Origin of the sequence: Flavobacterium sp. YO64, assembly GCF_004119505.1 — a bacterium.
In the GTDB taxonomy this organism is placed as follows: Bacteria; Bacteroidota; Bacteroidia; order Flavobacteriales; family Flavobacteriaceae; genus Flavobacterium; species Flavobacterium oncorhynchi.
Window position 1 is genome coordinate 1 of sequence record NZ_NRQV01000032.1, and the last position, 13,882, is coordinate 13,882.

Annotated in this window: 11 protein-coding genes; 6 read left to right on the forward strand and 5 right to left on the reverse strand. The window is 31.3% G+C overall.

The annotated features are described in order from the left end of the window. Positions 1–9: 9 nt before the first annotated feature. Positions 10–1,179, reverse strand: coding sequence for a proline dehydrogenase family protein (locus BOW57_RS17460; RefSeq protein ID WP_129056098.1), 1,170 nt, complete (start codon positions 1,177–1,179; stop codon positions 10–12). Positions 1,180–1,449: 270 nt separating this feature from the next. Here BOW57_RS17460 and aroB point away from each other — a divergent pair, with 270 nt between their 5' ends. The 5 genes from aroB to recQ all read left to right on the forward strand — a co-directional run bounded on the left by aroB (position 1,450) and on the right by recQ (position 7,972). Then, positions 1,450–2,517: a 3-dehydroquinate synthase gene (gene aroB, locus BOW57_RS17465; protein WP_129025955.1), complete on the forward strand. Its 1,068-nt coding sequence runs from the start codon at positions 1,450–1,452 to the stop codon at positions 2,515–2,517. A 298-nt stretch (positions 2,518–2,815) separates the two neighbouring features. Further along, positions 2,816–4,219, forward strand: coding sequence for an arginine decarboxylase (locus tag BOW57_RS17470; RefSeq protein WP_089055693.1), 1,404 nt, complete (start codon positions 2,816–2,818; stop codon positions 4,217–4,219). Between the two features lie 109 nt (positions 4,220–4,328). Beyond that, positions 4,329–5,297, forward strand: a complete 969-nt coding sequence (locus tag BOW57_RS17475; protein ID WP_089055694.1) for a deoxyhypusine synthase family protein — start codon at positions 4,329–4,331, stop codon at positions 5,295–5,297. A gap of 9 nt (positions 5,298–5,306) precedes the next feature. Next, positions 5,307–5,714 (forward strand): DNA primase, encoded by a 408-nt coding sequence (locus BOW57_RS17480; protein WP_089055695.1) that lies wholly within the window; start codon positions 5,307–5,309, stop codon positions 5,712–5,714. 134 nt (positions 5,715–5,848) lie between these two features. Continuing rightward, a complete protein-coding gene (gene recQ, locus BOW57_RS17485; RefSeq protein ID WP_129056100.1) occupies positions 5,849–7,972 on the forward strand; it encodes a DNA helicase RecQ in 2,124 nt (707 codons plus the stop codon). A 161-nt stretch (positions 7,973–8,133) separates the two neighbouring features. On the opposite strand, the gene BOW57_RS17490 is transcribed toward recQ, so the two are convergent. The 4 genes from BOW57_RS17490 to BOW57_RS17505 all read right to left on the reverse strand — a co-directional run bounded on the left by BOW57_RS17490 (position 8,134) and on the right by BOW57_RS17505 (position 13,070). Then, positions 8,134–8,649 (reverse strand): DinB family protein, encoded by a 516-nt coding sequence (locus BOW57_RS17490; RefSeq protein WP_129056102.1) that lies wholly within the window; start codon positions 8,647–8,649, stop codon positions 8,134–8,136. A gap of 30 nt (positions 8,650–8,679) precedes the next feature. Then, positions 8,680–11,265, reverse strand: coding sequence for a phosphoenolpyruvate carboxylase (locus tag BOW57_RS17495; RefSeq protein ID WP_129056104.1), 2,586 nt, complete (start codon positions 11,263–11,265; stop codon positions 8,680–8,682). Positions 11,266–11,358: 93 nt separating this feature from the next. After that, a complete protein-coding gene (locus tag BOW57_RS17500; protein WP_007805990.1) occupies positions 11,359–11,838 on the reverse strand; it encodes an Lrp/AsnC family transcriptional regulator in 480 nt (159 codons plus the stop codon). A 77-nt stretch (positions 11,839–11,915) separates the two neighbouring features. After that, positions 11,916–13,070, reverse strand: coding sequence for a M14 metallopeptidase family protein (locus BOW57_RS17505; RefSeq protein ID WP_129056106.1), 1,155 nt, complete (start codon positions 13,068–13,070; stop codon positions 11,916–11,918). Positions 13,071–13,382: 312 nt separating this feature from the next. Here BOW57_RS17505 and BOW57_RS17510 point away from each other — a divergent pair, with 312 nt between their 5' ends. Further along, the gene (locus BOW57_RS17510; protein WP_129056108.1) at positions 13,383–13,856 is read left to right on the forward strand and encodes a helix-turn-helix transcriptional regulator; all 474 of its coding nucleotides are present in this window, start codon (positions 13,383–13,385) and stop codon (positions 13,854–13,856) included. Positions 13,857–13,882 lie beyond the last annotated feature (26 nt).

The window sequence follows — 13,882 nt, forward strand, 5'->3', positions numbered from 1 at the left end:
AAATGAAGATTATTTCCCTTTTCTGCGTTTGCGCTCAGCTTTTATCATTGATAATTCACGGCTTGTTTGTCCTGCAACCGAAGTATTTTCTTCAGCACGACGAATCAAGTATGGCATAACATCTTTTACAGGTCCAAAAGGAAGGTATTTAGCAACATTATAACCGTTTTCGGCTAAGTTGTAACTAATATTATCGCTCATTCCGTACAACTGTCCAAACCAAATTTTGTTATCATTTTTTGCAATACCTCTTTGAGTCATCATTTCCATAAGTTTATAAGAACTTAATTCGTTATGAGTACCTGCAAAAATTGACATCGTTTCTAAATGATCTAACATATAATGTACAGCGCTGTCATAATTCACATCTGTAGCTTCTTTAGAAACACAAATTGGCGAAACATAACCTTTTTCTTCTGCACGCTTGTTTTCTTTTTCCATGTAAGCACCGCGAACCAATTTCATTCCAATAAAAAAGCCCTCTTGTTTGGCAATTTCATGTAGTTTTTTCAAATAGTCCAAACGATCCCAACGGTACATTTGCAATGTGTTAAATACAATTGCTTTCTCTTTATTGTATTTGCGCATCATTTCGGTTACTAGATCATCAGCTGCATCTTGCATCCAGCTTTCTTCACCATCAATTAATAATGCAACATCTTTTTTATGTGCTTCGCTGCAAACTTGGTCAAAACGAGCTACTACTCTATCCCATTCAGTTTGCTCTGCAGGAGACAATGTTTGTTTTTCTCCTAGTTTTTCATATAATTCAAAACGTCCTAAACCAGTTGGTTTAAAAACGGCAAAAGGAATAGCTAAACGTTCTTTTGCAAATTCAATAGTTTTTAAGGTCATTTGTAAAGCAGCATCAAACTGCTCTTCCTCTTCTTTTCCTTCAACAGAGTAATCTAGTACAGATGAAACTCCTTTTGTAAACATTTTATCTACTACTGTAATACAATCGTCTTCGTTTACACCACCGCAAAAATGGTCAAAAACAGTAGCACGGATTAATCCTTCAACAGGAAGATGTGCTTTGATTGCAAAATTAGTAACAGCAGTTCCAATTCTTACTAAAGGCTCACTGTCAATCATTTTAAAAAGAAAATAAGCCCTATCAAGTTCAGTATCACTTTTAAGTGAAAATGCAACTTGTGTGTTATCGAATATTTTTTCCATTAAGTTTAGTTTTTATGCAAATATAAAGAGTGTTTTGAATATTATTTACTAAACAGGGGCAAATTTTTCGGTATCGTTAATAACATTCTTAGAAATATTAAATTATTTAAGTAAAAAATTACTTTTAAAGAAATATGTGTTTATAAAAGTGTCCGTTTTCTGCTTTTAGAACTGTCGTAAAGCTTGATTTTAAAACAAAATAGCATCAAAAATTGAATAATTATTGCTTAAAAATGCCTTATTTTGCGCTTTCAATTAACCTAAGAACTTATGAAGTCTATTCAAGCCAATAATTATCTGGTACATTTTAACCAAAATGCATACGAAGCTTTAAATAAACATTTAAAAGAGAACAAATATTCTAATCTTTTTATAATTGTAGATGATAAAACAAATGAATTTTGTCTGCCTAAGCTTTTACCGGTAATTGAAACGGATCTTAATATCGAAATTATTGAGTTTGAGGCTGGAGAAGCTAACAAAAATATAGAAACTTGTATTCAAATCTGGAATGTACTTACTGAACTTGGTGCCGACAGAAAATCACTTGTAATTAATCTTGGCGGTGGTGTTGTTACAGATTTAGGCGGTTTTGTAGCTTCGACTTTTAAAAGAGGTGTCGATTTTATTAATATTCCAACCACTCTATTATCTATGGTTGATGCTTCAGTTGGAGGAAAAACGGGAGTAGATTTAGGGAATCTAAAAAACCAAATAGGTGTTATTAATGTACCGCAAATGGTTTTAATCGATACAGATTATCTTCAAACTCTGCCGCAAAGTGAAATGCGTTCTGGTTTAGCAGAAATGTTAAAACACGGCTTAATATACGATGCAGCATATTGGAAACAATTTTTAGACTTAAAAGAGATTGATTACGACGCTCTAGATCAACTGATTTATCGTTCTGTAGAGATTAAAAATGAAATCGTAATTCAGGATCCAACAGAAAAAAACATACGTAAAGCATTGAATTTTGGTCATACTTTAGGTCATGCGATAGAAAGTTACTTTTTAGAAAGTGAAAACAAAACTACTTTATTGCACGGTGAAGCAATTGCGATTGGTATGATACTAGAAAGTTATATCTCTTTGCATAAAAACTTAATTTCTGAAGCTGAATACAACGAGATTAAAACTGCAATTAAGAGCATTTATGATGATGTAAAAGTAGAAGAAAATGACATAGATCCGATCCTTGAATTGCTCGTTCACGACAAAAAAAATGAATACGGTTTAATTCAATTTGCCTTGATTGAAGGAATCGGTAAAATAAAAATTAATCAATCCGTTGAAAATAAATTGATTCTAGAGGCGTTTCAAGATTATAAATCTTAAACTTTTTTTAATAAAAAGCATTGCTTTAGGTATATATTATTTTTTACATTTGCCACGATGAAAACAAACAATAAACAAAGACAATTCAGCTCTTACAGAAACCGTCTCAACAGTTCTTTACTAAGAATGTTGAACCGTTTTTATAATAGTAAAAGTCCGTTCTGTTTTGATGTTTTCCAATGTTCAAAAGCCGAACACGAAAAACTGCAAATTATATTTGCCAATATTAGAGTTTGAATTTTAGATTTAGCACAGTAACCTAAATTTAAAAATTACAACTTAAAATATTGAAAAATAAATGAATACAAAATATTCTGATCTAATAAATCAAACATACTACTTTCCACAAGCGGAGTTTAAATTAAACAAAGACAATCTTCAGTTTCACAATATCGATTTGATGAAATTGGTTGAACAATATGGTACGCCATTAAAGTTTACTTATCTTCCTCAGATTTCTGAAAACATCAATAAAGCAAAAGCTTGGTTCAGAAAATCAATGGAAAAGAATAAATACGAAGCAAAGTATTACTATTGTTATTGTACAAAAAGTTCTCATTTTGAATATATCATGAATGAAGCTTTCAAAAACAATATTCATATTGAAACATCGTCTGCTTTTGATGTTAACATAGTTGAGAACTTATTAGAAAACGGAAAAATCAACAAAAGTACTTATGTAATTTGTAATGGTTTTAAAAGAGACGAGTATATTACTAATATCGCTAGATTAATCAATAACGGACATAAAAATACTATTCCGATTATTGATAACTATGAAGAACTTGATTTGCTTCAGGGTGAAATCAAAGGAAAATTCAAAATTGGAATTCGTATCGCTGCTGAAGAAGAGCCTAAATTTGAGTTTTATACTTCTAGATTAGGAATTGGTTATAAAAATATCGTTTCATTCTATAAAAAACAGATTCAGGAAAATGATAAATTAGAGCTTAAAATGCTTCACTTTTTCATTAATACCGGAATTAATGATACATCATACTACTGGAATGAGCTTGTAAAATGTATTAAAGTATACATTGCACTTAAAAAGGAATGCCCTACTCTAGATGGTTTGAACATTGGAGGCGGTTTCCCTATTAAAAACTCACTTGCATTCGAATATGATTATCAATATATGATTGATGAAATTATCAATCAAATTAAAATTGCTTGTGATGAAGCCGAAGTTGATGTACCAAACATTTTCACTGAATTTGGTTCATTTACAGTAGGCGAAAGCGGCGGAGCTATCTATCAAATCTTGTATCAAAAACAACAAAATGATAGAGAAAAATGGAATATGATCGACTCATCATTCATTACAACTTTGCCAGATACTTGGGCTATAAACAAACGTTTTATTATGCTGGCAATTAACCGCTGGAATGATACTTACGAACGGGTTTTATTAGGTGGTTTGACTTGTGATAGTGACGATTATTACAATTCAGAGCAGAATATGAACGCGATTTATCTGCCTAAATACAACAAAGAAAAACCGCTTTATATTGGTTTCTTTAATACTGGTGCGTATCAAGAAACTATTGGAGGTTACGGAGGTTTACACCACTGTTTAATTCCACAGCCTAAACATATTTTAATTGATCGTGATGAAAATGGTATACTGGCTACAGAGGTTTTCTCTGAACAGCAGACTTCAGACGATGTATTGAAGATTTTAGGCTATAAGAAAAAATTGTAAAAAAAAAGAATGCAAATTAAAAGTTCATACTTAAAAAATTATTAATTTGCATAACAACGTAAGAAGGTTAAAAGCTTTTAATTCAAAAAAAAATAAAAAACAAAAACAAATGAAAGGACCAATCAGTCAGTTTATTGAAAAACATTATTTACACTTTAATTCTGCTTCACTAGTAGATGCAGCCAAAGAGTACGAGCAACAATTAGCAAATGGATCTAAGATGTTGGTAAGTATGGCTGGAGCAATGAGTACTGCAGAAATTGGTAAAATTTTTGCTGAAATAATTAGACAAGATAAAGTACAAATTATTTCATGTACTGGAGCCAATCTAGAAGAGGATATTATGAATTTAGTAGCTCATTCGCATTACGAAAGAGTTCCTAATTACCGTGATTTGACACCAGAAGACGAATGGGCTTTGCTTGAAAAAGGCTTAAATCGTGTTACAGATACTTGTATTCCTGAGCATGAAGCTTTTAGACGTTTGCAAAAGCATATTTACAAAATCTGGAAAGATGCTGATGATAATGGAGAACGTTATTTTCCACATGAATTCATGTACAAAATGTTATTATCAGGCGTTCTTGAAGAATACTATGAAATTGACTTAAAAGACAGTTGGATGTATGCAGCTGCCGAAAAAAATCTTCCAATTATCGTTCCAGGATGGGAAGATAGTACAATGGGAAATATTTTCGCATCATATGTTATTAAAGGAGAATTAAAAGCCTCAACAATGAAATCAGGTATTGAGTACATGACTTTCCTAGCGGACTGGTACTCAAAAAACAGCCAAAACGGTATCGGGTTTTTCCAAATTGGTGGTGGTATTGCAGGAGATTTCCCTATCTGCGTTGTACCAATGCTTTACCAAGATATGGAAATGCATGACGTTCCATTTTGGAGTTACTTCTGTCAAATATCAGATTCTACAACAAGTTATGGTTCATATTCTGGAGCAGTTCCAAATGAAAAAATCACTTGGGGTAAATTAGATATTAAAACTCCAAAATTTATTATTGAGTCGGATGCTACAATTGTTGCTCCATTAATTTTTGCATATTTATTAGATTTATAGGATATTTTTATGAAGAGAGTTATAGTAGACTACGCTAAACTTACCAATGAAATTTTAAACCTTTTAGTAGAAAAATTTCCTGATGGTTATGATGATTCGGATGTTATCCGTTTTAGAAACGCTAAAAACGAATTAGTAGAGGCTGTTGAAGTTCGTACTGAAGACACTATTTATTTAGTAAAAATTAGTACTAAACTTGCAGATAGAATCGAAAATTACGACGAAGATGACGATATCGATCTTGATGTAGATACAATCGAGCCGGTAAAAGGAATCGATCTTGATAATGATGACGATGATGATGACGAAGATGATGATAATCAAGACAAACCCGATTCAGATGGCGGCGATGACGAGGATGATGAAGATAAAGATGATATAGCTGACGACGACGAAGACGAAGATGATGAAGATTAGTCATTTTCTTTTTAAATAAAATAAGGGAACTCTTTTAGGGTTCCTTTTTTTTATTACTCATAATAATCTTAAATGTAAGAAAATTACTATATTTATTGTTTTGTACTATTCGCAAAACATAAATTATCTACTATATGACTTCAGAATTACTACACGCCAAATTAAAAGAGAATTTTGGTTTCGAAAAATTCAGACCTAACCAAGAAACGATAATTACAACGATACTTTCTGGTCAGGACACATTGGCAATTATGCCAACTGGTGGCGGAAAATCGATTTGTTTTCAATTACCGGCTTTAGTTTTGCCTGGAATTACAATAGTAATTTCGCCACTGATTGCTTTAATGAAAGATCAAGTTGATAGCTTGAAAACCAACGGAATCTCGGCTTGCTATATTAACAGCAGCCAGTCTAGTGAAGAACAGCAGTTTTATATAGAAAACTTAAGATCTAATACATTTAAACTGGTTTATATTGCGCCAGAAAGTTTATCTTACTTAGATTCGGTTTTCAATGAGTTGACAATTAGTTTGATAGCGATTGATGAAGCGCATTGTATTTCTTCTTGGGGTCATGACTTTCGCCCTGCATATACTAATTTAGGTTATTTAAAAAGCCGCTTCCCTTCTACTCCAGTTTTGGCATTAACTGCAACAGCCGATAAAGCAACGCGAACTGATATTACAAAACAGCTGAATCTTAAAAATCCAAAAACATTTGTTGCTTCTTTTGATCGAAAAAATTTAAGTTTAGAAGTGCGTCCGGCTTTAGATCGAGTAAAACAAATTATTGATTTTGTCGAAAGAAAACCAAATGAATCTGGAATAATTTATTGCTTAAGCCGAAAAACTACGGAAGAGCTCGCAGAAAAACTTCAAAAAAATGGAATTACGGCAAAAGCGTATCATGCAGGTTTAGATAATAAGCTTCGTGCAAAAACACAAGATGAATTTATAAATGATGATTGTTCGGTGGTTTGTGCTACAATTGCCTTTGGAATGGGAATCGATAAATCGAATGTTCGCTGGGTAATTCATTATAATCTTCCAAAAAATATTGAAGGTTATTATCAGGAAATTGGTCGCGCCGGTCGTGATGGGCTTCCAGCTGAAACAGTTCTTTTTGAAAGTTATGCAGATGTAATACAACTTCAGAAATTTGCATCTGACGGATTAAACTCTGATGTACAGCTCGCAAAATTAGAACGAATGAAACAATATGCAGATGCTGTAAGCTGTAGACGAAAAATTCTTCTTTCTTATTTTGGAGAACTAGTAACCGAAAATTGCGGTAATTGTGATATATGTAAAAATCCTCCAACATTTTTTGACGGAACTGTTTTAGCACAAAAAGCACTATCGGCTATTACTCGTTTACAAGAATCAGAACCTTTGGCAGTAATTGTAGATTTTTTAAGAGGCTCAAGAAACGCGTATATCTACGAAAAAAATTATCAAACGCTAAAAACGTACGGAATTGGCGCTGACATTTCTTGGTACGATTGGAATCAATATTTAATTCAGTTAATAAATCTTGGCTATTGCGAAATTGCATTTCATCAGCATAATAAGATTTTATTGACTCCTTTTGCAAAGAAAGTTTTATTTGAAGGAGAAAAGGTAAAACTAACAACCGTTGTTAAAAAAGTAATCGACAAAAATGAAATTAAAGAAGCAAAAGCAAAACCAGTCAAAAATTCACTTTTTGAAACACTTAGAAAATTACGCTATGAAATAGCACAAGAAGAAGAAGTTCCTGCTTATGTAATTTTTAGTGATGCGGCTTTAAGACAAATGGAAATTTTAAGACCGATGACTGATGATGATTTTCTTGCAGTTGATGGTGTTGGAAAAGTTAAGCTCGAAAAATATGGTTCAGATTTTATAAATGCAATAATTGAGTTTCATAAAAATAAATCAGTAAAAAAAGAAAAAAAAGAAAGTACCTACGTTAAAACTTTAGAACTTTTTTTAAGCGGACTTTCGGTTGAAGAAATTGCTGAACGAAGAAGCGTAAGTAAAACAACGATAGTTTCGCATCTTGCAAAACTATATGTAGATGGTCAAGATTTCGACTTAAGCCAATTTGTTTCTGAAGACGAAATTGCAACAATTGAAAAAGCCCAAATAGAATTAGAAAAACCAAGTACTTTAAAACCGTATTTTGATTATTTCGAAGAGAAAATGTCTTACGACAAAATAAGATTTGGTTTGGCTTTTTTAGAAAGAAAACATAACAAGTCTATTTTGTCATCTTGATGAAGGAAAGATCATACTAGGAATTCGACAAAGTTAATTGCCAATCTTTGTGGAATTCCTAGTGTGATTTCTCCTTTCAGTCGAAATGACAAGATTACGGTGAAACAAAAAATCCTGTGAAATACTTCACAGGGTTTTTAATTTAAAATTATTTCAAGCTTTTACAAATATCTTTCTTCAAAAACTTTTTGATGATGTTTTTGATGTCCAATTATTACAAAACCCAAAGCGCGAACAGAAATTTGATTGTTTGAAGCTGTTCCAATATTTTTAAGCTGCTCTCCAGATAAGCTTTTGTAAAACAATAAAGTTGAATGTCTTAATGCGGACAATTCGGTCAATAAATCTTGAATACTTCTGTTGTTTGAATTTGCGTTATCAGCGTAATCATTTTCTTCAAAACTCGATAAAGGTGTTTTATCATTTCTTGAAAACCTCAAAGCGCGATACGCAAAAACACGTTCAGAATCTATAATATGCTGAATGATATCTTTAATTGTCCATTTGCCTTCTGCATATCGGTAATCAAATTTATCGAGTGGAATATTTTGAACAAATCGGATAAATTCGTGTAATGAAATCTCTAATTCCTCTATTAATTTTCCGTCACCAGCTTGTTTGATATACGTACCAAAATGTCCTGAATATTCATTTTCTGCTAATTGATTGCTGTACATTTTTATAAAAATTAAAGGTCTAAATTTAATTTATGCTGAGTTTCTGCTTGCGTTTGTATTTCCAAAAAGAGATCTAGTTACAATTTTTTCGTAAACTTTAATCAACTCTTCATTCTTAGCTGTATCTTTATTTAATTCATTAATTCTTAATAAAGCATATTGCTGTATTGTCAACAAAGGCAATACGATACGCTCTCTTATTTGAATCGATGCTATACCATCAGGATAGTTTTCCATAAGGGTTTTATGACCAGCAATTTTCAATAACATACGTTTTGTTTCTGAAAATTCGTCGTAAATAATCTGCCAAAACTCACCAAATTCTGGATCATTTCTCATGTAAGCCGTCAATGGTAAAAATGATTTTGCCAACGACATCATGCTATTTTCCAACAGTGTTTTAAAGAATAAAGAATTATGATACAAATCGCTTACTTTATCCCATTGGTTAGTGTCTTCAAAATGTTTCAAAGCGGTACCAACTCCAAAAAATCCTGGTACGTTTTGTTTTAACTGACTCCAAGAACCTACAAATGGAATTGCTCTAAGATCAGCAAAATCTAATGATTCTGATTTACTTCTTTTTGACGGACGGCTTCCAATATTTGTTTTAGAGTAATACTTCAAAGTACTCATCTTTTCTAAATACGGAATAAACTTTGGATGATTCTTAAAGTTTAGATATTTCTCGTATCCTAAATCAGCTAATTGAGTTAAAATTTGAGTTTCTTCAGCAGTAAGTTCGTTCTTTTCTTTACTAAATACTTGATTTGTAACACCCGCACTTAATAAGTTTTCGATATTATAACGACAAGAATCTAAAGTTCCAAAATTAGAACTAATGGTTTGACCTTGAACCGTAATTTGAATTTCGTTGTTTTCAATTTTTGGACCTAGAGAAGCATAAAATTTATGTGTTTTTCCACCACCACGAGCTGGAGGCCCGCCGCGTCCATCAAAGAAAATGGCTTTAATTCCGTATTTTCTAGAGATTTCAGTAAGTGAAATTTTAGCTTGATAAATACTCCAGTTCGCCATTAAATATCCGCCGTCTTTTGTTCCATCAGAGAAACCAAGCATTATAGTTTGTTTATTTCCTCTAGCTTGTAAATGTTTAGAGTATTCTGGATTAGTATACAACTGCTCCATAATAGAATGTGCATTTTGTAAATCATCAACGGACTCAAAAAGCGGAATAATATCAACTGTTGGATCTTCCCAATCATTCAAACGAATCATTGCAAAAGTTTCCATTACATTTAAAGCACTTTCATTGTTGCTGATAATATAACGATTGGCTCCTTCCTCTCCATTATTTTCTTGAATAGTTTTTATCGCCTGTACAGATTCTAAAGTAGATCTTGTAATTTCATTCTCGAAATCACTTGGATTTAAATCTCCTTTTACTTTAGATAAAATACTAATTTTTTCATTTTCCGATAATTCAAAATAATTTTTTGGAAATACATTTGAATCAGAGTTTAAGTAGAAATTGACAACATCTTTGAAAACAATGTTATGAATTTTACTGTTCTGGCGAATGTCTAATGTCGCAAAATGGAATCCGAATAAATTGATTTTTACTAAAAGAGCTTCCAATTCATCTAGATATAATGATTGATGTTTCTCAATAATTATACTTCTAATTGTATTCAACTGGCTTAAAAGTTCATCTAATGTAATGTAAATTTCACCTTTTGAATAGAAAACAGAACGATAAAGCTTATGTTCAAGTTCCGCTACTAAAGTATCTACTCCTGAGAACGTTAACTTTCGTTTAAGATTTCTCATTTCGACATAATAACACTTTAAAATAGAAGTACGCAAACGTTCTGCTACTTTAAGAGTTATTTCGGTAGTTACAAAAGGATTTCCATCTCTATCTCCGCCCGGCCAAAATCCTAATTTGATTAATTGATTTTGAATTGCGTTTCCGTTAAGTATGTTCTTTTGAAGATAATGTACAATTTCTCCCGATGTAGCGTAGAATACATTTTCAAGATACCAAATCAAACTTACAGCTTCGTCATAAGGATTTGGCTTTTCGTTTTGAATGAAAGGAGTTTTACCAAGCTGAGCCAGCAATTGTTTTATCTGTAATAAATCATTCTGACGAATTGCTTCGGTCAAATCATTAATAATTCCAAGAACTGGTCCTGGGTAAAATTGAGTTGGATGCGCTGTTAAAACAGTTCTTACATTGAAATTTTCTAGAAACTGAATTAATTCGTCGTCTTTCTCCTTAGCGTCCGATTTTTCTTTGATATCTCTCAAAGAACCTCTTCCTTCCATATTGTTTACTTCTGGAAAAGCAGCATCTTCAATTGCATCAAACAATACAATTTGGCGCTCTATATATTGAATAAATCGAAACATTAAGTCGATTTTTTCAGTCTCAGAAGCGTTATTTAGAAATTTGTTTGAAAAGAAATCAAAAATTTCTTTTGGTGTTTCTTGTTTTTTAAAACCTGTTTCGCAAGTTTCTGTAAATAATGGCAGTAAAACGCCTGTATTATCTATAGAATCAAAAGGTAATGTTATAAAAACACTGTTGTAAATGTGATATTTAGAAAGAACATCTCGATTAAAACGTTCAATTTTTGGCAACGTGTACATAATTGTGTTGTAGTTGGTTGGTTAATTAGTCATAAAAAAACCCCAAGAATAAACTTGAGGTTATATTTTTAATATAGCATTCAAGAGGAATTCTTACATATTTTTGAAAATAGTATGCATCAAACGCTTCTTGTCGTTAATACTTTCTTCTAATGAAATCATAGTTTCAGTTCTGTAAACACCTTCAATGTCATCGATCATGAAAATAACTTCTTTTGCATGTTTTGTATCTTTTGCTCTAATTTTACAAAAGATATTAAATTTTCCTGTCGTTACAGATGCAACTGTTACGAACGGAATTTGGTTGATTCGCTCTAATACAAATTTAGTTTGAGATGTATTATTAAGAAATACCCCAACGTAAGCAATAAATGAATACCCTAATTTATCGTAATCTAAGGCTAATGAAGATCCCATGATTATTCCTGCATCCTCCATTTTTTTTACTCTAACATGTACTGTACCAGCAGATATCAATAATTTTTTTGCAATGTCAGTAAACGGAACTCTCGTATTGTCTATTAACATATCTAAAATCTGGTGATCTACTTCATCTAAACGAAATTTACTCATAATTCTTTAATTAATATTACTAATTGCTATTACAAAGTATAAAAATATATATAAAAAACAACAAATTCACATAAAAATTAACTTTTTATCAACCCGTTAACAAATTTAATATTTTTATTTAAATAAAAATCTGCTTTTTGATTCAATTTCGGAAAACCACTATAGTCATCAGAATAAACAGCACCATTTCCATCATATTCGTAATGTCCAAAATAATTTTCCAAATCGCCTGCTTCAACTATGTAGGCATTAAAATGAATCTTATTTTCAATCAATTCTTCTTTGTATTGTGCGACAAAATTCGTAATAATTTCGATACCATCATAATTTATTTTGATGTTTTTATACATAAAATCATAAAAAACAGGTTTATTTTGTGAAATATTCAAATAATCATTAATTCTATTGTAAACTAAATCGTTTTCGCTAAGCAGTTTAAAACTCTGAATAAGTGAGAAAAATATGAACTTTCTAGTGGTTTCGCGTTCATAATCTCCCGCAAAATGTCCTGCCTCAAATAAAATAGTCGGCACTCCTAAAAACTGAAAGGTATCACCAATACAATTTATATTAAACGAATCATCAAATCGACCTATTTGACCCGGAATGTGTTTTTGTAATTCGTCATTAATGCCGGCAATTAGGTTGATTGCTTTTAATCTGTTATCATTTATTTCGCGCTCTTCATTATAAGAAGGTGCTAAAAAAGAGACTGTTGCAGGTTTTCCTGTATCGGCTACACCAAAGATAGTACGTTGATCGTGCAGGTTAAAGCAGTAATCCGGTTTGAAAGCTTCAAAAACTTCTCGTAATATGTTACTTTCTGGCTGTGTTAGATTTTGCGAATCTCTATTTAGATCAATTTTATTAGCATTTTCACGTGTATAAAGACGTGCTCCGTCAGGATTTAGAATTGGAATACTATAGAATGTAAAAGTATTAAGTAATTTTTCAGCAAACTCAGATTTGTTGTTTAGAACATTTATGAAATCAAAAAGTGCTTTGGTCGTTGTACTTTCGTTACCGTGCATTTGTGACCATAAATAAATACGAGTTTTTCCTGTTCCTATTTCGTAACTATATATAGGTTCTCCTAAAACAGATTTACCAATAATTTTAACTTGATTATTGGTGTTTAGTTTTTCTAAAAGCGGCTTGATATGATCTAATGTCAGGTAACGTCCTGAAATAGATTCTTCTTTATTTTGGATGAATAATTCTTCTAAATTCATTGTCTTTTGATTAGTTTACAAAAGTAAACATCTTTATTTTTACAATTGTAAATTTATGAAAAGAAATAGAATTCAGAATTGTAAACAGATATTTCAAAACTTTATGGTCTTTTTAAGTTGAATATTGGACTGAAAATTACAAAAGTTAATTTTGTTGATATAAATACTTATTTTCAATATATTATGATAGTTTATTTAAAGTATTTATGTTGATATAAAGTTGTTTCTTTAGGTATTTACAGTTGTAAAATTGCTAAATCAATGCAAATTAGTTACATTTGTAAACAAGTTAATTTCAAACTGTAATTTACAATGGTAAACATAGATGATTTTGTAAAAAGACTGGAGAGTATACTGGATTATTATGGTTTAAATGCTTCTTCATTTGCAGATAAAATTGGTGTGCAGCGATCAAGTATGTCTCACCTGCTCTCTGGAAGAAATAAACCAAGTTTAGATTTTGTCATGAAAATTTTGGATGTTTTTCCTGATGTAGATTTATACTGGATTTTAAATGGGAAAGGAAATTTTCCAAAATCAGATGATGGAGATGCAATTTCAAAAGCAGATAATTTTGTAGAAAATAAAAATTTAAACTCCCCTGCTTCGTCGACTGATAATTTTGCGGGTGAAGATTTATTTTCTCAAATAGAATATAAAGCAGAAAATCCTCAGACAAAAAAAATAGAGTTAGACAAAAACTCTAATTTCAATGTTGAGGAAGATGAAATAGAAAAAATAGTCTTTTTCTATAAAAATGGAACTTTTAAAGTGTACACACCTTAATTTGAAATTTTCGCGTATTTGAAAAA